We start from the raw sequence: 25,752 nt of genomic DNA, 5'->3' as shown, positions 1-25,752 counted from the left end.
GCTATCCAAAGGACGATTTTGAACAGGAATTTAAAAATGACAATTATCAGCGGCTTTGTTAAAATGACAGTTGTAAGACAATGCAAACATTAATTTTTCGTTTTAGTGTAAATCGTTTTGCAACTGTTAATTTTGCTGCCATCAACTTCGGTTGGTGCAGTTATTGCTAATTATGACCACAATTATTGAATAATCATGAAAAAAATCTACGCCTTAGCCAAAGTTTTGACAGCGTCGCTGTTCCTGTTTTCTTGTGTATCGAAGAAGCAATTCCAGGCTGCAGAAGCCAAATATGCCCAGTTGAATGGCTCTTATCTGGAGCAACAGGCCAAATTGCGTGATTGTGAAGCCAACCTGCGCAATCTTACTGATAAGAATGCTGAATTGATGCGCCAGCGTGGTTTGTTGGAAGACAATGTGAGCAACCTGAACAAGCAGATCGATTTCTTGAAGCAGAACAACAATCAGGTGCTGGGTCAGCTGAAAGATCTGTCTGTTATCAGCAGCTCTCAGGCAGAAAGTATCAAGAAGTCTTTGGAAAGCATTGGTATGAAGGATGCATATATCCAGGATTTGCAGGGTGCGATCTCTAGAAAAGACTCTTTGAACATGGCTTTGGTAATGAACCTGAAGGGTGCTATCGGTAACCTGGATGACAAAGACATCAATATTAAAGTAGATAAAGGTGTTGTATATATAGATATCTCAGACAAACTGCTGTTTAAGAGCGGTAGCTTCGATATCACTGACCGTGCAACAGATGTACTGGGTAAAGTTGCCAAGGTATTGGCTAACCAGCCTGAAATCGAGTTCATGGTAGAAGGCCATACCGACTCTGTTGATTTCAAGGGTAACACTTTGTTGTTAGACAACTGGGATCTGAGTGTGAAGCGTGCAACATCTGTAGTACGCATGTTGCAGAAGAAATATGGTATTGAGCCTAAGCGTATGACAGCGGCTGGCCGCGCACAATATGTACCTGTTGCAGATAATACAACAGAGAATGGTCGTGCAGCCAACAGAAGAACACGCATCGTGGTATTGCCACAACTGGATCAGTTCTTCAAATTGTTGGAGCCAAAGCGATAATAATAAGTCCTTAACTGAGTTTTGAATCAACAGCCCCGTGTATACGGGGCTGTTTTATTATAGCTTATACATCAAAAAAAATTATGGCATATGCGAAATGTCATTTTTTACGGGAATTTTTTTTCGCTAACTTGTCCGTACACTAAATGCGATTCGCAATATGGGTGCCGCCTCCATGATTGTTTTGATTCTTGCAGCTTTGGCCTTCTCAGGTTTTGCGGTACTTATTTCAAAAGCATTATTGAAAGCCACGAAAAATCCCCAGAAAGGAGAAGCATATGAGTGCGGTATTCCTACACAGGGTAAAACCTGGGTACAGTTTAATGTGGGGTATTATTTGTTTGCACTCATCTTTTTGATTTTTGATGTAGAGTTGGTTTTTCTCTATCCCTGGGCTGTGGTAGCCAAAGCCACTGGTTGGCTGGCATTAGTTGAAATCATCATTTTTTTATTCATACTCTTCATGGGCTTTTTATATGCGCACAAAAAAGGCGCATTGAAATGGGTATGAGTTAACTTAAAAATTGTTCTGCTTGCAACCGATCTCTTCTTCAGCAGCCAAACAGGCCGGATTTCCCGGCGAGGTGCATGAAACACCCGGTGGTGGCGTCGTGCTCAGCAAGCTAGACGACCTCATCAACTGGGCGCGTTCCAACTCTTTGTGGCCTTTGACTTTTGCTACCAGTTGCTGCGGTATTGAGATGATGGCCGTAGCTTCTGCTAAATATGATTTTTCCCGTTTTGGTTTTGAAGTGGCGCGCGCTTCTCCCCGTCAGGCCGATGTGATCATCATCGCAGGTACCATCGTGAATAAGATGGCACCAGTATTGAAGCGATTGTATGATCAAATGGCCGATCCCAAATACGTGATTGCGATGGGTGCCTGTGCCATCAGTGGTGGTCCTTTCTTTTACAATACGTATTCAGTGATCAAAGGAGCAGACCATATTATTCCTGTAGATGTATACATCGCAGGTTGTCCGCCCAGACCAGAAGCTTTACTGCATGCATTGATAACGCTGCAGGAAAAAATCAAGAAAGGATATACAAGAGAACAAATCAGACAAGGATCAAACAGCTAATATGAACAACGAAGCCCTGCATGCATATCTTACTGAACAAGTTCCTGACGCCACTTTTGACACTAGTGGTGAATGGCTCAATGTTCAAGTAAGCGTTGCAGCGTTTCGCCCGCTCACAGAAAAGTTGAAGAAAGAATTACAGTTCAATTTTCTGTTCTGCCTCACTTGTGTGGATTGGAAAACACATTTGACTATGGTGTATCACCTGCGTTCAACACAGGAAGGACATCATTTGGTGGTGAAAGTGAATTTGGATACACAGCAACCACAAATACACACGGTGTGTGATTTATGGCGTACTGCAGAATTTCATGAGCGTGAAGTGTATGAGTTGTTTGGAGTGGATTTTCTGCATCATCCTGATTTGCGTTTGCTGATTCTTCCGGATGGATGGGAAGGCAAAAATCCATTGCGGAAAGATTTTGATGATCCTGTAAACATGATCAAACTATAAACATCCCGCGTAAGCGGAACTATGTATCAAACTACCGACATACTGGTGAACGAAACCCACAATGACCCCATGGGTCAGATGGTGATCAATGTAGGTCCTCAACACCCGGCAACGCATGGTGTGTTGCACTTGGTGATTACATTGAATGGAGAAACGATTCAGAAAGTAGAACCACTCTTGGGCTATATCCATCGCTCCATTGAGAAAATGTGTGAGAGTCTTACTTATAGACAGTTCATTTATGTAACGAGCCGGATGGATTATCTCTCATCTCACATCAATAACCACGCCTGTGCTTTGTGCGTTGAAAAAGGTTTGCAGGTAGAAGTACCAGAACGTGCGCAGGTGATACGTGTGTTGATGGATGAACTGACACGCATTGCCTCACATGAATTGTGGTGGGGTGCGATGGCCATGGATCTTGGTGCGTTTACACCGTTCTTCCACGCATTTCGCGAAAGAGAAACGATTAATGATATCATGGAAGAAACCTGCGGTGCCAGATTAACCATGAACTATATGGTGCCCGGTGGTGTGATGCATGATATTCATCCCAACTTTCAGAAAAGAGTGAAGGATTTTCTGCAACTCTATAAGCAGAAGATTCATGAATACGATGAGTTGGTTACAGGCAATATTATTTTCCAAAACCGAATGAAGGGGGTTGGGTATATCTCACCAGAAGATGCCATCTCTTATGGATGCTCTGGTCCTGTTGCCAGAGGTAGTGGCGTGAGTTGCGATGTGCGCAAGCATTTTCCTTATGAGATTTACGACAAACTACAGTTTGATGAAGTGCTGGAAACAGCAGGCGATTCATTTGCACGCTATTTGGTGCGTGTGAAAGAAATGCATCAGTCGGTGCGCATCGTAGAGCAGTTGATTGACAATATTCCGGAAGGTGATTTTCAGGCCAAGACCAAAGCGGTGTTGAAATTACCGAAGGGAGAGTTTTATCAGCGTGTAGAAACAGCACGTGGAGAATTGGGTGTGTACATCGTGAGCGAAGGAGGCACAACACCTTATCGTATTAAGTTTCGCTCACCCGGATTTTCTAATCTCTCTATTCTCGATCATATGACACGCGGCAGTAAGATTGGCGATCTGGTTGCAGCGATGGGGACATTAGATTTAGTAATACCAGATATAGATAGGTAATAAACCATTAACCAAAAACCAACTTGTGATTTCTTTTTCAGACATAGCAACCCAAATAGACAGCTGGCTCAACGCACAGTTTGATCCAACCATTGCCTTGTTGATTGAGGGTGTGATCATTGGTGTTGCAGCGATTGGCTTGTTTGCAGGATTGGGCTTGGTATTGGTGATCATGGAGCGTAAAGTGTCTGCATGGATGCAGATTCGTTTGGGACCTAACCGTGTTGGTCCAAAAGGTTTGTTGCAATCATTAGCTGATACGGTGAAATTGTTGGTGAAAGAGGGACTTACACCAAGTGGTTCGGATAAATTCTTATTCAACCTTGCACCGTTTATTGCCATGATTGCTGCTATGCTGTTGTTGGCACCTATTGGCTTTGCACGTAACCTGCATATTTGGGATTTAAATATAGGCGTACTCTATGTTGCTGCTATTTCCTCTATCTCAGTTATCAGTGTGTTGATGGCGGGTTGGAGTAGTAATAATAAATATTCTTTGCTCGGCGCCATGCGCAGTGGCGCACAGATTGTGAGCTATGAATTATCTGCAGGCTTATCTATTCTTACCATCGTGGTCTTGACTGGTAGTTTGCGTGTGTCTGATATTATTATGGCGCAGGAAAATGGTTGGTGGATTTTCAAAGGGCATATTCCTGCCATCATTGCTTTTATCATTTTCATTATTGCAGCTACTGCAGAAACCAATCGTGCACCTTTTGATTTGGCAGAAGCAGAATCAGAACTAACGGCGGGCTTTCACACAGAGTACTCTGGTATGAAGTTCGCGCTATTCTTCCTTGCAGAATACATCAATGTATTCATTGTATGTGCGATGGGTGCTACACTGTTCTTAGGTGGCTGGATGCCTTTCCATATTGGTGGCTGGACTGGCTTCAATACCATCATGGATTATATTCCATCCAGCATTTGGTTCTTTGGCAAAACCTTCTTCCTGATTTTCGTGATGATGTGGTTTCGCTGGACCTTTCCGCGTTTGCGGATTGATCAGTTGCTGAACCTGGAATGGAAATACTTATTGCCGATAGGCATGGTGAATATTTTATTGGTAACCCTTATCGCCATCATGGGCTGGCATTTTTAAACGCAGACTATGTTCTTAAAAGAGTACATCAGGAATATCGCAGGCGGATTGAAGTCGCTGGTAACCGGTATGCGCATGACGGGTTATTATTTCACCCATCATAAAGAAATCATTACCCAGCAATATCCGGATAACAGAGATACGCTGGAATTGCCCGAACGATTCAAGGGTGAAGTAGTGATGCCGCACAATGAGCACAATGAACATCGTTGTACAGGTTGTACAGCTTGCGAACTGGCTTGTCCCAATGGAACCATCAAAGTCATCACCAAGTTTGATGTAACGCCGGAAGGCAAAAAGAAAAAAGCGATTGATAAACTGGTCTATCACCTGGAGCTCTGCACCATGTGTAATCTATGCGTGGAAGCTTGTCCCTCTGATGCGATTAAAATGGCGCAGACATTTGAGCATAGCGTGTTCGATCGTAATCAGCTAACCAAAGTATTGAATAACCCCGGCTCTAAAATCATGGAAGGTGTAGAATAATGGATGCAGCAACCATCATATTTTATTTGTTAGCCGCAATGACACTGGGTAGTGCTTTGTTGGCGGTTACCAGCAGACAGATATTTCGCTCGGCTATTTATTTGTTGTTTTCACTGATTGGCATTGCCGGTATTTATTTCTGGCTGGATTATGCATTCATTGCTGCAGTACAAATTGTGGTATATGTAGGTGGTATTGTGGTCTTAATTATCTTCTCCATTTTTCTAACACAGCAAGCGGGTGAGGATTTACCTAAACCAAAGTGGACGCAACAACTGTTTGCCGCATTAGCAGCATTCTGTGGGTTTGCATTGGTGTTGGTACAAGTACTACAATATGGTTTCACAGAAGTTACACAAACGGGCACGGCAGAGGTAGACCGTATTGGTCGATTGATGCTAAGCACCGGCGAAGGTGGCATGGCTTTTCCATTTGAATTGGTGAGTGTGTTGTTGCTAGCAGCCATGATTGGCTGTATTGTAATTGCGATGCGCAAACCAAGTAATGAATCATCTGCAATAGAATCATAACATGATCGGACTCGAACACATATTATTCATCAGTACAGCTTTGTTCTTCTTGGGTATTTATGGATTTCTTACTAGAAGAAACCTCATCACCATGTTGATGAGTGTAGAGCTCGTACTGAATAGCGTAAACCTAAACTTCATTGCTTTTCATAAGTATGTCTGGCCTTCGGGAATGGATGGTGTTTTCTTCACGGTTTTTGTGATTGCGATTGCAGCAGCTGAAGCAGCTGTGGCCATTGCCATCATCATCAACTTATATAAAACACACCGCTCCATTCTGGTAGACACCGCCGAAGAGCTGAAGTATTAAATAAACCCTATGCTGAGTGCAACCAATATAGCCCTGATTCCTTTACTGCCATTGCTTGGCTTTGTTTTGCTGGGCCTCTTTGGCAAACAACTCAAACCTTTTGCAGGAATACTCGCTACAGCGTTGATCCTCGTTTCAGCAGTTCTGGCGGGCGGTGCTGCTTGGACCTATTTTTTTGCCAACGGTCGGGTGAATGATGTTTACCAAACAATCATTCCATTGAACATTGAATGGTTGCGCTTTAATAATCAACTGTCCATTCAGATGGGTTTGTTATTAGATCCTATTTCTGTAATGATGTTGGTGGTAGTTACCTTAATTAGCTTGATGGTGCATATCTATAGCAATAGTTATATGCATGGTGAAAAACGTTTCGCTACCTATTTTGCTTATCTGCAACTCTTTACTTTTTCCATGTTGGGACTGGTGCTGGCTACCAATATTTTTCAAACCTATTTCTTCTGGGAGCTGGTAGGTGTATCCTCTTTTCTATTGATTGGTTATTACTATGATAAACCCTCTGCGGTTGCGGCTTCTAAAAAAGCCTTCATCGTTACACGATTTGCGGATTTGGGTTTTCTAATTGGTATTCTGGTCTTGAGTTATTATGGCGGTTCTTTAGATTTCCAAACATTGATACAACAACTAACCACCCCACATACACCAGCACTGGATGCAGTTAACAAAGCAAGCTTCTTAGGCGTATCTGCTTTAACCTGGGGCTTATCGCTTGTATTCATCGGCGGTGCAGGTAAAAGCGCATTATTCCCATTGCATATTTGGTTGCCCGATGCGATGGAAGGTCCCACACCGGTATCGGCTTTGATCCACGCGGCAACGATGGTGGTAGCGGGTGTTTACTTAGTAGCAAGATTGTTTCCCATCTATGCCATCAGTGCACCTGAATTATTAGCAGCTATTGGATGGGTGGGTGCTATCTCTGCGGTGATTGCAGCACTCATCGCTTGTACACAAACAGATATCAAAAGAGTATTGGCATACTCTACGATGAGCCAGATTGGTTACATGATGTTTGCCTTGGGTGTATCAGGTTATGGCGGTGAAGCCGGATTGGGTTTCACGGCTTCTATGTTCCATCTCTTCACACACGCATTGTTCAAAGCATTGTTGTTCTTGGGTGCGGGTGCAGTGATTCACGCAGTACATAGCAATGAAATGCATGATATGGGCGGACTCAGAAAGCAAATGCCCATCACGCACATTAGTTTCTTGATTGCTTGTTTGGCAATTGCTGGTGTACCACCACTATCCGGCTTCTTCAGCAAAGAAGAAATCTTGTTAGCCGCTTATCAAAACAATACACCGATTTATTGGATTGCTTTGATCACTTCTGGTCTTACTGCTTTTTATATGTTCCGTTTGTATTTCCGCATCTTCTGGAACAAACCACATACTGGTCATGCACATGAAGCAAGTGCGATCATGTGGTTACCATTGGTACTGTTGGCAGGTGGTGCTGCATTTGCGGGGTTGATTCCCTTCGGTGAATTGGTGAGTAGCGATGGCAAAGCATTACACAGTGAATTGCACCTCAGCTTCTCTATTGCGCCGGTAGCGCTGGGTGTGTTGGGTATCTTGATAGCCGCATGGTTGTATGGCAAGGAGAATGCCAAGCCTGCAAGTATTCAAAACAGTTTGGGTGGCTTGTTTCAAGCGGTATACCACAAATTGTATATCGATGAGTTGTATCTCTTCCTGACCAAATCTGTTGTATTTGCTCTGATTGCTAAACCCGCAGCATGGATTGATCAACACATCATCAATGCAGCAGTGAATGGTTCAGCATCCATCACACAAAAAATTTCTAGCAATATCAAAACCTGGCAATCGGGTAAGGTGCAGGATTACGGATTGTATTTCTTAGGTGGTGTAGTGGCGCTGGCTGTTTTGGTATTATATATCTGGTAAAAGCAAGAACATGAACTTACTCTACATATTAGGCATTCCATTACTAACAGCACTGCTGCTGTTGGTGATGCGTTCGCCCGACTGGATCAGGCGCACAGCACTCTATGGTGCATTGCTGCAATTGGGGATGGTGGTTTGGTTATTCATTGCCTATCAGCAACAACGCGCGATGGGATATGCGATGGCTGCTTTCTTTGAGCAAAACTATGCTTGGTTTAGTGTGTGGAATATTCATTTCCATATTGGCGTGGATGGTATGTCGATTGCCATGATGTTGCTCACAGCTTTTGTGGTACTGGCGGGTGTATTGGTTTCATGGAACGTACAGCGCATGGTAAAAGAGTATTATTTCTTGCTATTACTCTTGTCATTTGGTGCGTATGGCTTTTTCATGTCGCAAGACCTGTTGCTTTTATTCTTCTTCTTAGAAATAGCCGTGATTCCTAAATACCTGCTCATTGCAGTTTGGGGTTCAGGTAATAAAAACTATAGCGCCAATAAACTGGCTTTGATGTTGATGGGCGGCTCTGCACTCATCTTTGTAGGCATACTCGGTATTTTCTACGCAACGCCTGCCGATCAGCGCAGTTTTGATATCCTGCAATTGGCTAACCAACAATTGGGTGCAGGTTCACAGAAGATTATCTATCCCTTATTGTTTGGTGGATTTGGTGTGTTCTCTGCATTGTTTCCATTTCACACCTGGGTGCCTGATGGTCACTCTTCTGCACCAACAGCGGGTTCGATGTTTCTCGCAGGTATTTCTATGAAACTAGGTGGTTATGGTTGTTTGAAAGTAGCTACACTCTTATTGCCAGAAGGCGCTAAGGTTTATGCTGATCTGGTGATTGCACTTTCTGCTATTGCCATTCTGTATGGTGCTTTTGCTACGCTCATGCAGAAAGATCTCAAGTATATGAATGCATATTCATCCATTAGTCACTGTGGGTTTGTGTTACTCGGTATTGGCATGCTCACGAAAACTGCATTCAATGGTGCAGTCTTACAAATGGTGTCACATGGTTTGATGACAGCCCTTTTCTTCGCTGTGATTGGCATGATTTACGAAAGAACACATACACGTACCATTGCTGAAATGGGTGGTTTATTAAAAGTGATGCCTTTTGCTGTAACAGCTTTGTTCATCGCTGGACTTGCTTCACTTGGATTGCCCGGTCTCAGTGGTTTTGTGGCAGAGATGACGGTCTTTGTGGGTGGATGGGAGCATCAGGATGTCTATCATCGTGCCGCAACAGTGATTGCCTGTATGTCGATAGTGGTTACTGCAGTCTATATTCTTCGTGCGATTGGTCAGGTGGCGATGGGTCCTATAAAAGAAAACTTTGCATCTCTACAGGATGTGGCATGGTATGAGAAAATGGCTGCGGTGGTCTTGATTGCAGGTATGCTGGCCATGGGCATAGCACCACAATGGTTGAATGAATTGATTCAGCCATCTACTCAATTCATCATGGATAAACTGGCTGCCAAATGAATTACGACTGGATCATAGGATTGAAATCAGAACTATTTACCACATTGATCATCGTGGTTTTACTGCTGATCAAATTAGGTAAGGGCATGCGTAATGGTAGCCTGTTACAAATCACGCAGTTACTATTGTTGGTGAATCTGGCACTTGCGTTTGGGTGGAATGGCAATGGTTTCTTATTCGGCAATATGTTTCAAACCTCACAGCTGTTTGGTTTTGAAAAAGCCATTTTAATTGCAGGTGTCTATTTATTGGTATTGGTCAACCATCAATGGTTGGAAAAGCAGGAACACTTACCAGAGTTTCTGGTATTGATGCTAAGCGCTTTGTTGGGTATGCAGACCATGATTTCGGCTGGTAATTTCTTAATGTTATATCTCTCTTTAGAGCTTGCTACGATTCCTGTTGCAGCCATGGCAAATTTTGATTTGGATAAGAAACGTTCTTCTGAAGCTGCAATGAAGATGATATTGTCTTCAGCACTTTCATCTGGCATATTGCTCATGGGTATTTCTTTGCTCTATGGAGCAACAGGAACCATCGGCTTTGAAGCCTTGCCTCAAGCACTAAAAGCGGATAATGGACTACAGTTATTATCGCTTGTGATGATCTTCGCTGCTTTTGCATTCAAACTGTCTGCTGTGCCTTTTCATTTATGGACAGCCGATGTGTACGAAGGTTCACCCATGCCAGTGACCGCATTTTTATCTGTGGTATCAAAGGGCGCAGTAGCTTTTGTGCTCACCAGCACATTCTATCGTGCATTCCAACCCATGTTTGAAACATGGTATCAACTACTTGTAATTATTGGGTTAATCACCATCATCATTGGTAATCTCTTCGCCATTCGGCAGGACAATATCAAGCGTATGCTGGCTTTCTCTTCTATTGCGCAAGTGGGTTTTGTGTTGATTGGTATCAGCGCGAATAGCCCCGCAGGACTTGCTTCTGTGATTTATTTTGTACTGATCTATGTCTTTTCAAATATTGCTGCATTTGGTGTGGCCGCAGTCATTGCTGCGCAAACAGGCTCAGAACAAATCAGCGATTACAAGGGGCTCTATACCAAGAATAAATTGCTCACTTGGGTGATGGCATTGGCATTATTTTCATTAGCGGGTATTCCGCCTACGGCGGGATTCTTTGGTAAGTTTTTCTTACTGACTGCCGGTGCAGTAAGAGCAGATTTCTGGTTGGTGATTATTGCTGCACTGAATATGATGGTGTCTTTGTATTACTATTTACGTGTGGTAAGAAATATGTTTAATACAGAAACAGCCCAACCAACAATAACCATACCTGTAACCGTGAAGTTGGGATTGTATCTCTGTGTAGCGGGTATTTTAATTACAGGTATTGCAGGTTGGATTTATGATTATATCGCAATGCTGAACCGATAATTGTTTTGTATGGCCATCAACAAGAACCATGAATTTGAAGAATTGAACGGTGTGAAATGTGGCATTGTAGAGCGTAATGCATCTGAAGCACGTTGCACATTTCTCCGTGCTTTGCTGGAGTTGAATGGTTATGAAGTGATGATTGCTCCATCGCCACCACCAAAAGGAGCACCCGCACCAGCTGAAGGAGAAATACCACCAGCGCCTAGCAGCTTCACTATTGGTGTTACGGACTATACATTCAATACCATCAACGCCATATTTGGCAGACTGCTGAAAGATGGTAATGGAAATTTTGTTACCTGGTCTTACTGGAATCAGGAAACACCCGTAAATGATGATACAACACCGTATTATCTTGCAGCGAAATAATTAGCATGGTTGCGTGGATCATTGGCGTATTCCTCATTTTACTTGGTTTTGCAGTAAAGCAATGGCCCAATCTGATTGCAGGGTATAAACAACTGCCAGAAGCTAAACGTCAAAAGATTGATGTAAATAAGCTAACCAGCATGCTGCGCAATATGCTAGTGCTGATGGGTTCAACTGGTATAGTTTTGCATTATGTTTTTGCGTGGTTTAACTGGTATGCAATACAACCTTTTGCTACATCCATCTCCATCTTTTTTGTTACGCCATTACTCATCATTCGTTTGAATGAAATCATTCCGCCCAGAAGACTTAAGGAATAATTACCTGTTTGTTGGTATTGCTGCTTTGCTACAGCCAGTGTAGGTTTGTATTGTTCCCCCCATCATCACCAAAATCAACTGACATGCAAACAAAAAAATTGCTGGGGGCCTTACTTTGCCTCCTTGTAACAAGTTTTTCTTCCTGCGAATTATTAGGCGAAAAAGAAGAAGAGAGCGGCAAATGTTTTACTGGTAGCTGGAAACGCTCTATCTGCGGCGGCAGCTACACAGCTTATCTTACCTTAAATGGCTCAGGTTCATCTGGCACTGGCTCACTATCAGACCGAGATTGTAATCTTGGCTGGACAAGAACATTCCGATTTAACTGGACAGACAACGGTAACGGCACACTAAGACTAACGTATACTTACTTTGCAATTAATGGCCAGGAAGGTACATTGCCAACCGGAGGTAATCAGGCATACAATTGCAGTGGCAGTTCACTAACCTTTGGCAATACTTATACCAAGAACTAAAGAAACTTTTCTGCCCATTGTACCAACATCGCCGTATTCTTCATATTCAGTTTACGTAAGATGTTTCTGCGGTGTGTCTCAACAGTATAGTTACTGAGAAAGAGTTGTGCAGCAATTTCCTGACTGGTAAGTCCTTGTCTTACCAGTTGTACAATCTCCTGTTCTCTCGGACTCAGTAACTGTACTTCAGCGGGCTGTTCGGCTCTTTGCTCGGGCCACATAAACACTTTTTCACCTGCAAGCACTTGCTCCATGGCTTCAATTAGTTCTGCAGAAGAAAGATTCTTAATAAGATAGGCATTTACGCCCAATTGTTCAGCTTGCTGCATAACTGGAAAATCATTTTCCATACTGAGCATGATTGTCTTTACAGGTAATTGTTCCTCATGAACAAATCCTGCTACATCAATACCCTTTCCATCAGGAAAATGGTAGTCGAGTAAAAGTAGATCCGCATTGTATTCCAACAAAGCAACTTTGGTAGCTGCAATGGAATGTGTGATGGTGATTACCTGAAAGCGATTTTGCTCCTGCAACATATTCGCAAGGCTTTCAGCAAAAATCTTATGGTCATCTGCTATAATGATGGTATTCATTTGGGGGCAATGTTTTGAAGAGGAATAGACAAAATAATGGTTGTTCCTTTTGCGCTCGTATCTGTGTGTAAGTTTCCGCCAAAGTATTCCGTTCGATAGCGAATATTACGCATGCCTATGCCTGAGAATTCGTTTGTCTGTATGCCTATGCCATCATCTTCTACAGAAAGCATCAAGGAATTATTTTCTATCCAAATCTGTATAGATACTTGTTTTGCTTTTGCATGCTTATGGATATTTTGCATCAGCTCTGCAACAATTCTGTAGATGGATATTTCAGCAAGATCGCTGAATCTTTGCGTAAGGTTATTGTGGTAATACAATTCGTAAGCAGCACCATCTTTCCATCTTTGTATCAAACCATCCAACGCAAGCTTAAGGCCAGACTCCTGCAGGGTATGAGGCAGCATATTATGCGAAATGGTGCGCAGCTCATCAATGGCCTGGCCCAACTGTGTGTTCAGCCAGTTGCCGGATGTTTCCGGTGATTCTTGTAGCTTTCTGGATGCCGCCATTTTTATGCTGGCCAGTGTACCGCCTAATCCATCATGCAGTTCTCTTGCTAATCTTTGTCTTTCGTCTTCCTGTATCTGCATAATCTTTACAGCAGCTTCTGCTTTTTCCATTTCCAAAGCTTTCTCTGCAGCAATTTTTTCCTTTCTGTAGTAGTTGTAACGCTGGGCAATACCAAAAGATAGTACCGTGCTTTCGAATAATAAACCTATGGCGCTGCTATTGTCTCTGAAGAAATATTGCCAGCCATCATTGCCCCCAAATTCAAATGCCACATTGATACCTGCAAAAACTATGAGAATGGTTTGCGCAACAGTATAGAATACGGCAAGCGGTCTTTTTTCACGCAGCATGCGATACAAATACCATAAGGCAGTAATAGCGGCAATTAACCAAACCATGCTGGCAGCACGTAGATAACTGATTTTATTCAGCGGCTCCAGACTACGGTAATCATAGATAAGGATATAGGCCAGCTGTATGATGAGTAAGAATTCTGCGAAGCGCATCCATTTATTGGCTTTAGATGCTTTTTGTTGGCTGCTCTGGAAAAACTGTACCATCAGCTCAAGTCCGGCTAAAAAAGATAAGCCTGCAAAGAAAGGCCTTGCTACACTTGGAAAGGAAGTGGTATTTGGCCAAAGCCATTGAAAGCCTAAACCCCATTGCGACATAAGCCATAAAGCGCCTGCAATCAGGTAAGCCATATAAGCCAAGTGTAGTTTTTCTTTCAGTGAGATAGCCAAAAACAAGTTGGTGATGAGGAGAAGCAATAACCAACCAATGAATAATCCCCTCGCCATATTCTGTTGTTGAACGGTTTGCTGAAAACCATCAGCATCTGTATAGAAAATAGGGATTTGTAAAGATTCATTGCGTTTATCAATTCGCAAGAGTATGGTGGTGATGCTGTCGCCTGCTGGCGGAATCCAAAAATCTGTATGCTGAACCTTTCTTTGCGGAAAGGGATAAAAATCACCCAACTGAAACTGGTCTTTGATCTTATTAAACTGATCAAGCAGATACACATCCATTTCATTGATATGCCCGTTGGCAATCTGTACCCAGCGATTGGTGAAGCCTTTAGGCATTTGTAAAGACACCCACCAAATGGTTTCTGTAAAACCAGGGTTATATACCCCTTCTACTATTTGGCCAATTTGTTGTAAACGCAAAGCTGCTTGCTCTGGAGACAGAGCAGCACTACTATCAGCGAGGATAGTATACCGAGCAGGGGTTCTTTCGGCTGCTTGGCTAATTTCGGGCACACAAAGCCAGCTCAGCAGCAGAACAAACAAAAGGGGGCGAAGCATCTGCCGGTAAAATACTCAAAAACAGGTATTGATTCAATCTTTGTTTACAGGCAACTTTGAAAAGTCATCTCATGTGTTTAGTCGCACGGAAAGAATCCGGCAGTTTACCGGGGGGGTAATATTGCCGGCGGGGTCGCATAAACTGCGACCTCTTTTTTTAAACCATTGTAATAAAAGCCTGTTTACTGCAACCAATCCCATGTAAACAAGCAAGTTTGAGCGAATCAGCTTTTTTAGAGATGGTCAAAGCCAACCAGGGCATTCTGTATAAACTGGTTGGGCTATATGCAGCCGATCAGGAAGAAAAGAAAGACCTCTATCAGGAGATCTTACTTCAAGCCTGGCGGGCCTGGCCGGCTTTCAGGGGTGAAGCCAAATTCAGTACCTGGTTGTACAGAATTTCACTCAATACCATTCTTACCCAGAAAAGAAAGCCGCAAAGAGTTGATTACAAAGAATCGCTGGATTTGTATGCACCCAAAGTAGCACCGGTTTCAGAGCGACAGATGGAAGTGGATAGATTGCGGCAAGCCATCCGTTCACTGGCAGAAACAGACAGGGCCATTATCAGTTTGCACCTGGATGGATATGATAATGGTGAAATTGCTGCCATGATTGGTATTACCAATAACAATGTTGGGGTAAAGCTGCATCGCATCAAACAACAATTGGCTGACCGTTTAAATCAGGGACTATGAGTACAGAAACAATTTGGAAACAAATACCTGAACCGGAAGATGCTGATCTGAGTAAATTGTTGAATCAGATCAAACTAAATGATTTGCAAAGCAGACATCCTTTAGAGCAGCTGCGCAAAAATTTTCTGATGAATATCGTCTGGGGTATTATCATCAACTCCGGATATATTGTCTTGCTTTGGGCTTATCCGCTCTGGCAATTATTCATCACAATTGGTTTGGTATTTATTGCAGGTTTGGTTGCAATTGTTCAGGGTATTGGTTTGTATCGTTCGCTCCATCGTTCTGTTTCATCCAAAGCGCCTTTATTACAGGAGATGAAAGCGCAGTATGATTCCATTTCTAAAGTGATAAAGCAACAAGAACTTTACTTTCTCATTATATACCCATTTGCAGGTGCTGGCGGATTTATGTTAGGTGGCATGATTGGTTCCGGAAAATCTATTGAAGTTTTTTTGAGTAAGCCGGTTATCTGGATATCCATGCTCATCATTGTACCATTGATTGCAACAGGGGGTCATTACTTGGGTAAATGGTTGAATAAAATAGCATTTGGTAAGCATCTTAGTCAGCTCAAAGAGAATATTGACGCGTTGGAAGCAGAACAGCAACAGTTAAATGAAGCACCATGAAACTGCAGCCAAAAGAATTAACACAAGAAGGTTTTGTTTTGATGGATGAACTGGAGCATCAGGATCTCTTGCCTTTTATTCAGCGATATATTAAGTATAAAACCAAAGCGACTATCCTGTATTATGCAGCCAATATACTGATGATGGGGCTGGCTGTAGGCTTACTGATTCGTTTTGGCAAAGCAGGTTTTGCAGATGCATTTGCACATTTTTCGTATGGTATTGGTCTGGCTTTCTTGCTGATACCATTGCATGAATACATTCACGCGTTGGCTTATAAAGCACAAGGTGCTAAACAGACTTCCTATGATGCCAACCTACGCAAGTTCTATTTTATGGCTATGGCTGATCAGTTTGTGGCCAGCAGAAAAGAGTTTCAGGTAGTAGCATTGGCACCTTTTCTGACTATTACCGCCATATTTATAATCCTGCTATTCATTGTTCCCGGCGTATGGATGGTAACTGTTGCAGGAGGCATGCTTACACACACTTCGATGTGCTCAGGTGATTTTGGTTTGCTGAGTTATTTGGAAGTGCATCGCGATAAGGAAATGGTTACTTACGATGACAAAGCTGCGGGCCGTTCTTATTTTTTGGGGCGATAAAAAAATCCCGCCTGAAAAAGGCGGGATGCATCATATGGTTGTTAGAGGCGTCGCTATTTTATAAGCCCTTCAGTGTAGTGAGTCTATGCCATTTATCATTGCGCATGGCTTCTGCTTCATGCAAGAATCTTTCAGCCAGCTCAGGATCTTTTGCCTTGATGACGTTGAAACGGTTTTCATGATACATGAAATCTGCCAATGGCATACTTGGCTCCTTAGAGTCAATGACAAAACGCTGTCCTTGTTCTTTGAGCGGATTGTAATGGAATAAAGGCCAGTAACCACTTTTCACAGCGAAATCTTGCTCTTCTGCGCCATGGCTCATATCAATGCCGTGTGCAATACAATGGCTATAAGCAATGATGAGGGATGGACCAGGATAAGCTTCTGCTTCCAGAATGGTTCTGATGGTATGCATATCATTACCACCCATGGCAATCTGTGCTACATAAGCGGTACCGTGTGCAATGGCTTGCATAGCCAGGTCTTTTTTACCTGTTGTCTTACCGTTCACAGAGAATTTGGCAGAGCTACCAATTGGGGTTGATTTGGATTTTTGCCCGCCTGTATTGCTATACACTTCAGTATCTAATACGAGTATGTTCACATTCTCACCGGTAGACAGCACGTGATCCAAGCCACCATAACCAATATCATAAGCCCAACCATCACCGCCAATGATCCACAAAGATTTCTCTGCGAGGAAGTCGGCCAAGTGATACAAATTATTGGCTGTACTACCACCAATACCTTTCAATCTTTCTTTTAATGCACCAATCAAATCATGTTTGAATTTGATCTCGGCTTCATTGGTTTCGGTAGCATGGGTTAGTTGATCTACCATATTATCACCCAACTCTGGTCTTAACTGATCCAGTAAGAAGAGGGCCATTTCTTTTTTCTTTTCATTGGCCATCTTGATACCCAAACCAAACTCAGCATTATCCTCGAACAAGCTGTTGGCCCAAGCTGGTCCTACGCCTTGCTTATTGGTGCTCCATGGAGTAGTAGGCAGGTTGCCACCAAAGATGGATGAACAACCAGTAGCGTTAGCTACAATCATTCTTTCACCAAACAATTGTGTCAGCAGCTTGATATAAGGTGTTTCACCACAACCGGCACAAGCACCACTGAACTCGAACAATGGCTGGAAGAACTGAGAGCCTTTCACGGTATTTTTATTTACGCGTGCTCTATCTACTTCTGGCAATTCCAGGAAGAAATCCCAGTTGGTTTTCTCTGCATCCACAATGTCCATCTTGTCTTGCATGTTGATGGCTTTGTGGCCGGGATCAGCTTTGCTGGTAATCGGACAAAACTCTACGCATAAAGTACATCCGGTGCAATCTTCAGTAGACACTTGTAAAGTGTAAGCTTCGGTTTCTTTATTCCATTCTTTACCGATAGGGTCAACATGCTTGAATGTTTCCGGTGCATCGGCTAGTAATGATTTGTCATATACTTTCGGACGAATGGCTGCGTGCGGACAAATCATAAAACACTTACCGCATTGTGTACATAGATTAGGATCCCAAACGGGCACGGCATCGGCAATACTGCGTTTCTCCCACTTGGTTGTAGCTGAAGGATAAGTGCCATCCACAGGGAATGCACTCACCGGTAATTCATCACCTTCACCAGCCATGATCTTGGCCAATACATCTTTCACAAAATCGGGTGCATCTTCAGAGACATGTTCACCAATTGGATTATCGCCAATGGTAAACTGACTATAATCTATTTCATACAGGTTCGCCAATGTTTGATCTACTGCTTCGTAGTTTTTCTGTACCACTGCATCGCCCTTCTTCCAATAGGTTTCATAAATCGCTTCCTTAATCTTGGCTATCGCTTCTTCACGTGGCAATACATTGCTGATGGCGAAGAAACAAGTTTGCAGAATGGTATTAATGCGGTTGCCCATGCCTGTTGCTTTAGCAACGGTGTAGGCATTGATGGCGTAGAACTTTAATTTTTTGTGTACAATCTCTTCCTGAATTTTTCTGGGTAGCTTACCCCATACTTGATCTTTTTCATAAGGTGCATTCAGTAAGAAAGTAGCACCGGGTTCTGCATCTTTCAGCAGATCGTATTTGGTGAGGTAATTGAAGTGGTGACAAGCCACGAAATTGGCAGAGTTAATCAGGTAGGTGGAACGAATGGGTTTTTCACCAAAACGTAAATGTGAAACAGTTAATGAACCAGATTTCTTGGAGTCATATACAAAGTATCCCTGCACATGGTCATTGGTTTTATCGCCAATGATTTTGATAGAGTTTTTGTTGGCACTCACGGTACCATCTGCGCCTAGACCGAAGAACAAACCGCGGAACAGGTGTTGAGATTCCAGAGAGAACTGTTTATCGTAAGTAAGACTGGTATGTGTAACATCATCATCAATACCAACAGTAAAGTGATTCTTGGGTTTTGCTTTGCTGAGTTCTTCATACACAGCCATCACCATGCCTGGGGTAAATTCTTTAGATGACAAACCATATCTACCACCAATGATTCTTGGGTGTGCGCCGTTCCATGCTTCGTTAAAAGCATTCACCACATCCATGTACAAAGGCTCACCAATGCTATTAGGTTCTTTACAACGATCCAACACAGCAATCTGCTTCACTGTTGCAGGAATGGCTTGAATAAAATCTTCCAGTGCAAATGGTCTGAACAGACGAATCTGCAGCACACCGGTTTTTTCGCCACGTGCATTCAGGTAGTCAACTGTTTCCTGAACCGCACCAGTACCGGAACCCATAATGATGATGATACGATCTGCATCAGCAGCACCATAGTATTCATACAATTCATAGGCGCGACCGGTTAATGCTTTCAGCTGTGCCATTTTTTCTTTCACGATAGCAGGCACTTGCAGAAAATATGGATTGGCTGCTTCTCTGTTTTGGAAATAAACATCAGGATTCTGTGCAGTACCACGGATAAAAGGATTATCGGGGTTCAATGCACGATCTCGGTGTGCATGGATGGCGTCTTTATCCAACATGGCTTCAATCACTGCATCTGGTAATACCTGCACTTCATTCAATTCATGAGAAGTGCGGAAACCATCAAAGATGTTGAGGAAGGGTACGCGCGAAGGGAGTGTGGATGCAGTTGCAATCATGGCCATATCCATTACTTCTTGCGGATTGCTGCCAAACAACATGGAGAATCCTGTTGAGCGCACAGCCATTACATCACTATGATCCCCAAAAATAGAGAGCGCATGCGTAGCCAAACTTCTTGCTGCAATATGAAAAACGGTGGGCGTAAGCTCACCGGCAATCTTGTACATATTGGGTATCATCAGGAGTAAGCCCTGAGAGGCAGTAAAGGTTGATGCGAGTGCACCACCTTGTAAAGCGCCGTGAATTGCACCAGCAGCGCCGGCTTCACTTTGCATTTCCATCACGCGGGGAACAGCACCGAAAATGTTTTTCATGTTCTTGGCACTCCATTCATCTGCCCATTCGCCCATGGTAGAAGATGGTGTGATGGGGTATATCGCACAGACTTCACTGGTCTTGTAAGCAATATAGGCCGCGGCCTCGTTACCATCCATGATCTCGAGGTCGGGGTGCTTCTGATGTTTCGTTTCCATTACTTGTTGTTTTAGGTTGGACAAAGCAGCAGCCCGCAGACAGACTGCTAACCATGCTCAAGGTAGACAGATCGCCAAGCCTATTAGCTGATATACATCAGCAGGGAATATGATTTTCGTCAGGTAAGTGATGGGCAACAAAAAACCCTGTTAACCAATCGGTTGAACAGGGCCATCAGGGGTTATTTGTTGGGTTGATTACTCGGCAGCAGCTTCGCTGGGCAGTAAATGCTCGGCAATTACTTGCTGAAATGCCTTCTTAGGCAAAGCACCAGGCTGTAGCATGGGCAAACCTTCCATTGGTATAAAGAGGAAAGTAGGAATGCTCTGAATACCAAATACTGCAGCCAATTCCTGTTCTACTTCTGTATCTACTTTATAGATCGTGAGGCTGTCTTTGAATTCGCCAGCCAGCTCTTCCAGAACAGGGGCTACCATTTTACAGGGACCACACCAGTCTGCATAGAAATCAATGATTGCAGGCTTGGTGCCTTTGTATTTCCATTCTTTTTCCTGTGTATAGTCGAAGATATCTTGCTTGAATGCTTCGGTGGTAAGTTGTACTGTGTTCATGGTCATGATTTGAAGCACAAAATTAGGTTTTTGCTTCAGCGGTCTTGGTGATTTTGGTCACAAGGGTTTTGTACAGGGTTTTTGAATAGATTTGATATAGATGCGCATCTTTTTAAGTATCTGTCTGATCATTAGCCTGGCAGCCTGCACTTTCAAAACAAGGAATGTGTTGATGGTACCTCGTTTAGATGAACCTGCGGTGGTGAAACTGTATCTCGACAGAGAAGGCTATCTCTATCCGCCAGAAGCACATGTAACACCACACTATTTTTACTTACAACATCAGCGTGGCGTTAAGCATAACCAGAATAATCCTGAGTTTGCCACCATTGAATATGCGTTGAAGAAGAATGACTCTTTAACCACAGCATTCATCCGCCAACGATATGGGTTACAAGGAACAGACAGTGTTCGTTTCTTTATCAGACTACAGAATAGTTTGCGCAGAAATGTATTGAATCGCATCAACAACAGTGTTCAACAATCAGGCAGTAAGCAAGTAGTCGTGCTCATACATGGTTTTAATGACCCTTCGCCTGATGCTTATTATTTCTCTTTACGCAGAGCCATCGCTGAACACCTGAAATTCAATCCCACTTTTGTGGAAGTCTATTGGGACGGACTCACTTCTCTGGGATTTAATCCGGCAGTTGCAGGCATTTGGGGAAAGGCCCGAATTAACTCAGCAAAAGTAGGTTTGGGTTTACGGCAGGTGCTGAACGGACTGGATCCCGGCGTTCAGTTAACCATCATCACACACAGTCTTGGTGCCAGTGTTGCTGCACATACTTTATTCAATCCGGTAAAATGGCCAACCGAGTTTCAAGAGAAGTTAGAAGTAGAATACCAATCGGGTAGTATACCCACACCGGTTTGTCAGACCATACAACTGGGTATGCTGGCACCTGCTATTTCCGGAACACAAGTTTTTGATGATGTATTGAATACGGTACCACGTGAGAAGAAACCAAGACTGAAAAAAATTGTGGTGGGCTATAATCACTATGATTATGCTGTAACCAAGGGCGGATTTATGGCCAAAGCATTTGGTAATACCGCACTGGGTGCTGATGCAGCAAATGAAGTGAAGAAAACCTTTGATACCATTCAGCAACAGTCGAAAGAGATCTTGTGCAAGTCTATTGATTTCTCCTACAGTGTAAAGCTGGGAAAAGATACCCTTCCCAGAAAAACCCTGCGCAAGTTGCGCCAAAGCGAGCATGCTATACTGTTTTACCAGCAAAACGTACATTTCCCCGAATTCCTGAATGCCCTGTTTAATTAATCTCTATTTCCTGCTGGCTTTGTTATTTTTGCGCACAAATCAACCGAATGAGTAAAGTACAGGTAGGTCTGGTACAAATGAGCTGTACCGCCAATAAAGCGGAGAACCTGCAGAAAGCCATTGAGAAAGTACGCGAAGCTGCGGCCAAGGGCGCACAAATTGTTTGCCTGCAGGAACTGTTCACATCCTTGTATTTCTGCGATGTAGAAGACTACGATAATTTCCAATTGGCAGAACCCATTCCTGGTCCCTCTACCGAAAGCCTAAGTGCAGTAGCCAAAGAATTAGGCGTGGTCATCATTGCTTCTTTGTTTGAAAAACGCACACAAGGTATTTATCATAACACTACTGCGGTTTTAGATGCAGATGGTAGTTATTTGGGTAAGTATCGCAAGATGCATATCCCCGATGATCCTGCGTATTACGAGAAATTCTATTTCACACCTGGTGATCTGGGCTATAAAGTATTCAAAACAAAATTTGCCACCATCGGTATCCTCATCTGCTGGGATCAGTGGTATCCTGAAGCAGCACGTATTACTGCTTTGATGGGTGCTGAAATCTTATTCTATCCAACAGCCATCGGTTGGGCAACATCTCAAGATGCAGCCACCAATACAGAACAATACAATGCATGGCAAACCATTCAGCGCAGTCATGCTGTAGCAAATGGCGTGCATGTGGTGAGTGTGAATCGTGTGGGACTGGAACAAAATGGTGCGATGCAATTCTGGGGTGGTTCCTTCATTTCAAATCCCTTTGGTTCTTTATTATACCTCGCTTCGCACGACAAAGAAGAAGTGCATGTGCAGGAATTAGATTTGACCAAAACAGATCGTTACAGAACACATTGGCCTTTTCTGCGCGACAGAAGAATTGATTCCTACAGTCCCATTGTGAAAAGGTATATCGACGAAGATTAATTTTCTCAGAAAGCATTCCGAACAGCATGACGCATCCTACACCGCAAGCACAGGGTTATTATTTTCCTGCAGAATTCTCACCACATGTTGCCACTTGGTTAAGCTGGCCGCATAAAGAAGCTTCCTGGCCAGGAAAAATTCATACCATCTATCCTTACTATGCACAGTTTGTAAAAGTGCTGACGGAAAGTGAATTGGTGCGCATCAATGTTGTAGATGCGGCGATGCAAGATTTTGCAACAGCGCATCTACTGAAAGCGGGTGTGCCGATGGATAAGGTGGAATTCTTTCTGCATCCAACCAACGATGCATGGTGCAGAGACCATGGTCCGGCTTTTCTGATCAATCCGAATGCTGCAAATAAGAAAGTAGTTGTCGATTGGAATTACAATGCATGGGGCGATAAATATCCGCCCTATGATTTGGATGATGTGATCCCAACGCGCATTGCAGAACACTATGGTTTGCCAGTCTATTATCCCGGCATCATCATGGAAGGCGGATCAGTTGAATTCAATGGTGCAGGAACACTGCTTACTTCAACTGCTTGTTTGTTGAATCCTAACAGAAACCCGCATTTGAATCAGGAGCAGATTGAAGGATATCTGCGAAACTATTATGGGGTGGAACAAATTCTTTGGATAGACGAAGGCATTGTAGGTGATGATACCGATGGACATATTGATGATACCGTTCGCTTTGTGAATGCAGATACGGTGTTAACGGTTGTTGAACCCAATAAGCAGGATGAGAACCACGCCATCTTGCAACACAACCTGAAACAATTGCAGCAAATGCGTTTGCTGAATGGCAAGCAGCTGAATATTGTTGAATTGCCTATGCCGGATGCCGTGGTGTATGAAGACCAGCGACTACCTGCATCATACGCCAATTTCTATATTTCCAATCAACACGTGATAGTGCCTACGTTCCGATGCGATAAAGATGATCAGGCTTTGTCCATTATTCAGCAATGTTTCCCTGAGCGCACAGTGGTGGGTATTGATTCAACAGAAATTATTTGGGGGTTGGGTAGCTTTCATTGTTTGAGTCAGCAAGAGCCGGCCGTTTAAATGCGGTGCTTGCGGCTATTCAAGTATTTCTCGCGAATGATACTACTCATGCTGCGGTGATGCACTTTGCTTTCCAGCCAGGAGATAATATCCATGTAAGCAAATGATCTGGTCTGGTGACGGTTTTTCTCCAGGTGCTTAATTTTCTGCAAGAGTTTTTCCAACTCCGGTTGTAGCTGACGAGGCGATACAGCGAAACTATGTTTCACAAAACGGAAGATCTCTTCTTCTACTACGTTCAGGTTTTTCATTTTGGACATGAAGCGATACACTGACTTAATGAGTGAGTCCATGATATCGAAATTACCTAACTCATAGTGTGCCATCATGTGTAAGAGTCGCGCGTAAGATTGTAGATCAATACGTAGATCAACCGGTCCGTTGATAATGCGCATCAAATAATCAATAGAACGCTCGTATTGTCCTGCACCAAAATAGAGCATGGCAATTTTGTAGTTGAACACTAGGATGCGGTGTCTGTCAACATACATAGCATATTCTTCCAGCTTGCTTTCAATTTCCTGTACCAGTTGCAAGCCTTCTTCAAATGAGCCCTTCATCAAATGTCCGTTGATGCGGGCGCTGTTGATATAGATGGAGGTATGTGTGCGGAAATTATCGTGACGCGATGCTTCATTGGTGGCAGCGAATGCTTCAAACTCGCGAAGTGTTTCATCAAATGCTTTGTAGTTCCGTAGATCGAAATGTGCATTCAATAAAGTATGCATGCCTTTGATGTAGTGACCCGTTTCAATCGCAATCATGTGAGGCGATGCTTTAAACAAATCAACCCATTTTTGACTGTAACGATAGTACTGTAAAAAATCCTGACGGATAAACGCATACCAACAATAACTCTGATAGAGATAGAGATATTCGTAAAAGAAATTGATATCGTTTAAATCAGGCAAGTTGCTTTTGAAGAAAGCACGGATATCTTTTTCATCTTCTGTGTTTCTGCTGTGGCCATGCATCACAAACCACTGGTATAACAACAGGGTAAGGTTACTGAGTTTAGTAACGCGATCAATATGTCCGCTTACAGCAGAAGATTCTGCAGCTAGTTCACTTGTTTTGGCTGGTGTACTCCGCGTGATGTGTAGAATCTCAATCTTCTTTTCCAGCGAAGTAACCTGTGCAAGTGCGTTGATCTTTTGATTGGCACGTGCTAGTTCCTTGGCTTTCTCCAGAATCTTGAGGCTTTGTTGTTTTAGTCCTTTGTTATAGAGCAATCGGGCATAATCCAAGTGCTCACTCAGTTGCAAATCGATGTTTTCGGTGCTTTTGAGGAGACGCAGACTGGCCAGTAATTCTTTATAGAGGTGTGATTTAAGGTTGTATAACTGAGTCTTGGTGATTGGCGCCAGTTTCTTCAACAAAACCTTCTCATCATAGTCCTTCATGGCGTCAACAGCGTCGAACAGCTGCACGATACGCAGGTCTTCTTTGGAGGAGCTGCGCTTGATATAGAGCTTAAAATGGCGTTTTTCTGATTTTTCCAGGGTCTGGATAAGCTGAAAAAGTATGTCAGAAACGCGGTTGGACATAATGAGTTTTTTCCCGTACAATTCAATGGCAACAAGGGTTTTGATGTTTTCATACCCCTTTTGCCATGATGAAAAACCACCGAATCTGGTTTGTACGGCCCAGTGTTCGGTACTACTTTCACATAGCAGCAATCGTTAGAGGTCTGGTAATCGTTAAAGGGCCCAAGATGAACTGCTCACCGAAAGGTGC

General features: G+C 43.2%; 26 protein-coding genes. 21 read left to right on the top strand and 5 right to left on the bottom strand.

Features of this window, described 5'->3' with window-relative positions:
• Positions 1-195: 195 nt before the first annotated feature.
• The 15 genes from J0L83_10480 to J0L83_10410 all read left to right on the top strand — a co-directional run bounded on the left by J0L83_10480 (position 196) and on the right by J0L83_10410 (position 12,200).
• Positions 196-1,089 (top strand): OmpA family protein, encoded by an 894-nt coding sequence (locus J0L83_10480; protein MBN8664994.1) that lies wholly within the window; start codon positions 196-198, stop codon positions 1,087-1,089.
• Between the two features lie 160 nt (positions 1,090-1,249).
• The gene (locus J0L83_10475) at positions 1,250-1,600 is read left to right on the top strand and encodes an NADH-quinone oxidoreductase subunit A (protein ID MBN8664993.1); all 351 of its coding nucleotides are present in this window, start codon (positions 1,250-1,252) and stop codon (positions 1,598-1,600) included.
• A 13-nt stretch (positions 1,601-1,613) separates the two neighbouring features.
• Positions 1,614-2,171 carry an NADH-quinone oxidoreductase subunit B gene (locus tag J0L83_10470; GenBank protein ID MBN8664992.1) on the top strand — a complete coding sequence of 186 codons (558 nt, stop codon included), beginning with the start codon at positions 1,614-1,616 and terminating at the stop codon, positions 2,169-2,171.
• 1 nt (position 2,172) lies between these two features.
• Positions 2,173-2,625: an NADH-quinone oxidoreductase subunit C gene (locus J0L83_10465; GenBank protein ID MBN8664991.1), complete on the top strand. Its 453-nt coding sequence runs from the start codon at positions 2,173-2,175 to the stop codon at positions 2,623-2,625.
• A gap of 21 nt (positions 2,626-2,646) precedes the next feature.
• Positions 2,647-3,783, top strand: a complete 1,137-nt coding sequence (locus tag J0L83_10460; GenBank protein ID MBN8664990.1) for an NADH-quinone oxidoreductase subunit D — start codon at positions 2,647-2,649, stop codon at positions 3,781-3,783.
• Positions 3,784-3,808: 25 nt separating this feature from the next.
• Complete coding sequence (gene nuoH / locus J0L83_10455; protein MBN8664989.1) at positions 3,809-4,885, top strand: NADH-quinone oxidoreductase subunit NuoH; 1,077 nt, start codon at positions 3,809-3,811, stop codon at positions 4,883-4,885.
• Between the two features lie 9 nt (positions 4,886-4,894).
• The gene (locus J0L83_10450; protein ID MBN8664988.1) at positions 4,895-5,371 is read left to right on the top strand and encodes a 4Fe-4S binding protein; all 477 of its coding nucleotides are present in this window, start codon (positions 4,895-4,897) and stop codon (positions 5,369-5,371) included.
• 26 nt (positions 5,372-5,397) lie between these two features.
• Positions 5,398-5,901 carry an NADH-quinone oxidoreductase subunit J gene (locus J0L83_10445; GenBank protein ID MBN8664987.1) on the top strand — a complete coding sequence of 168 codons (504 nt, stop codon included), beginning with the start codon at positions 5,398-5,400 and terminating at the stop codon, positions 5,899-5,901.
• 1 nt (position 5,902) lies between these two features.
• A complete protein-coding gene (gene nuoK, locus J0L83_10440; GenBank protein MBN8664986.1) occupies positions 5,903-6,211 on the top strand; it encodes an NADH-quinone oxidoreductase subunit NuoK in 309 nt (102 codons plus the stop codon).
• 9 nt (positions 6,212-6,220) lie between these two features.
• Entirely contained in the window at positions 6,221-8,140 is a 1,920-nt protein-coding gene (gene nuoL / locus J0L83_10435; protein ID MBN8664985.1) for an NADH-quinone oxidoreductase subunit L, read from the top strand.
• A gap of 10 nt (positions 8,141-8,150) precedes the next feature.
• Positions 8,151-9,635 (top strand): NADH-quinone oxidoreductase subunit M, encoded by a 1,485-nt coding sequence (locus J0L83_10430; protein MBN8664984.1) that lies wholly within the window; start codon positions 8,151-8,153, stop codon positions 9,633-9,635.
• Positions 9,632-11,032, top strand: a complete 1,401-nt coding sequence (locus tag J0L83_10425; GenBank protein MBN8664983.1) for an NADH-quinone oxidoreductase subunit N — start codon at positions 9,632-9,634, stop codon at positions 11,030-11,032. The genes J0L83_10430 and J0L83_10425 overlap by 4 nt, the downstream gene beginning before the upstream one ends.
• 9 nt (positions 11,033-11,041) lie before the next feature.
• Positions 11,042-11,404 carry a hypothetical protein gene (locus J0L83_10420; protein ID MBN8664982.1) on the top strand — a complete coding sequence of 121 codons (363 nt, stop codon included), beginning with the start codon at positions 11,042-11,044 and terminating at the stop codon, positions 11,402-11,404.
• Between the two features lie 5 nt (positions 11,405-11,409).
• Complete coding sequence (locus J0L83_10415; GenBank protein ID MBN8664981.1) at positions 11,410-11,724, top strand: DUF3784 domain-containing protein; 315 nt, start codon at positions 11,410-11,412, stop codon at positions 11,722-11,724.
• An 83-nt stretch (positions 11,725-11,807) separates the two neighbouring features.
• Positions 11,808-12,200 (top strand): hypothetical protein, encoded by a 393-nt coding sequence (locus tag J0L83_10410; GenBank protein MBN8664980.1) that lies wholly within the window; start codon positions 11,808-11,810, stop codon positions 12,198-12,200.
• Here the strand turns inward: J0L83_10410 and J0L83_10405 are convergent.
• The gene (locus J0L83_10405; protein ID MBN8664979.1) at positions 12,197-12,796 is read right to left on the bottom strand and encodes a response regulator transcription factor; all 600 of its coding nucleotides are present in this window, start codon (positions 12,794-12,796) and stop codon (positions 12,197-12,199) included. The two genes, J0L83_10410 and J0L83_10405, sit on opposite strands and share 4 nt — an antisense overlap.
• Positions 12,793-14,622 carry a hypothetical protein gene (locus J0L83_10400; GenBank protein MBN8664978.1) on the bottom strand — a complete coding sequence of 610 codons (1,830 nt, stop codon included), beginning with the start codon at positions 14,620-14,622 and terminating at the stop codon, positions 12,793-12,795. The genes J0L83_10405 and J0L83_10400 overlap by 4 nt, the downstream gene beginning before the upstream one ends.
• Positions 14,623-14,837: 215 nt before the next feature.
• On the opposite strand from J0L83_10400, the gene J0L83_10395 reads away from it, so the two are divergent.
• From J0L83_10395 to J0L83_10385, 3 genes are read left to right on the top strand one after another with little or no spacing between them, the layout of a single operon-like run.
• Positions 14,838-15,320 carry a sigma-70 family RNA polymerase sigma factor gene (locus J0L83_10395; protein ID MBN8664977.1) on the top strand — a complete coding sequence of 161 codons (483 nt, stop codon included), beginning with the start codon at positions 14,838-14,840 and terminating at the stop codon, positions 15,318-15,320.
• The gene (locus tag J0L83_10390) at positions 15,317-15,952 is read left to right on the top strand and encodes a hypothetical protein (GenBank protein ID MBN8664976.1); all 636 of its coding nucleotides are present in this window, start codon (positions 15,317-15,319) and stop codon (positions 15,950-15,952) included. Before J0L83_10395 ends, J0L83_10390 begins: the two co-directional genes overlap by 4 nt.
• Positions 15,949-16,557: a DUF3267 domain-containing protein gene (locus J0L83_10385; GenBank protein ID MBN8664975.1), complete on the top strand. Its 609-nt coding sequence runs from the start codon at positions 15,949-15,951 to the stop codon at positions 16,555-16,557. The genes J0L83_10390 and J0L83_10385 overlap by 4 nt, the downstream gene beginning before the upstream one ends.
• A 58-nt stretch (positions 16,558-16,615) precedes the next feature.
• Here the strand turns inward: J0L83_10385 and nifJ are convergent, their stop codons facing one another.
• On the bottom strand, positions 16,616-20,161 hold the full coding sequence (nifJ, locus tag J0L83_10380; protein ID MBN8664974.1) for a pyruvate:ferredoxin (flavodoxin) oxidoreductase: 3,546 nt from the start codon (positions 20,159-20,161) through the stop codon (positions 16,616-16,618).
• A gap of 198 nt (positions 20,162-20,359) precedes the next feature.
• Positions 20,360-20,740 (bottom strand): thioredoxin, encoded by a 381-nt coding sequence (gene trxA, locus J0L83_10375; GenBank protein ID MBN8664973.1) that lies wholly within the window; start codon positions 20,738-20,740, stop codon positions 20,360-20,362.
• Positions 20,741-20,834: 94 nt separating this feature from the next.
• Here trxA and J0L83_10370 point away from each other — a divergent pair, with 94 nt between their 5' ends.
• Genes J0L83_10370 through J0L83_10360 form a run of 3 tightly spaced genes read left to right on the top strand, consistent with a single transcriptional unit; the run spans position 20,835 to position 24,015 of the window.
• A complete protein-coding gene (locus J0L83_10370) occupies positions 20,835-22,019 on the top strand; it encodes an alpha/beta hydrolase (protein ID MBN8664972.1) in 1,185 nt (394 codons plus the stop codon).
• 47 nt (positions 22,020-22,066) lie between these two features.
• Complete coding sequence (locus tag J0L83_10365) at positions 22,067-22,942, top strand: carbon-nitrogen hydrolase (GenBank protein MBN8664971.1); 876 nt, start codon at positions 22,067-22,069, stop codon at positions 22,940-22,942.
• 26 nt (positions 22,943-22,968) lie between these two features.
• On the top strand, positions 22,969-24,015 hold the full coding sequence (locus J0L83_10360; protein ID MBN8664970.1) for an agmatine deiminase family protein: 1,047 nt from the start codon (positions 22,969-22,971) through the stop codon (positions 24,013-24,015).
• On the opposite strand, the gene J0L83_10355 is transcribed toward J0L83_10360, so the two are convergent.
• Positions 24,012-25,562, bottom strand: a complete 1,551-nt coding sequence (locus J0L83_10355) for a hypothetical protein (GenBank protein ID MBN8664969.1) — start codon at positions 25,560-25,562, stop codon at positions 24,012-24,014. The two genes, J0L83_10360 and J0L83_10355, sit on opposite strands and share 4 nt — an antisense overlap.
• Between the last annotated feature and the right edge of the window lie 190 nt (positions 25,563-25,752).

The organism is Chitinophagales bacterium (genome assembly GCA_017303835.1).
Lineage (GTDB): Bacteria > Bacteroidota > Bacteroidia > Chitinophagales > Chitinophagaceae > JAFLBI01.
This window is presented reverse-complemented; position numbering and strand designations above follow the sequence as displayed.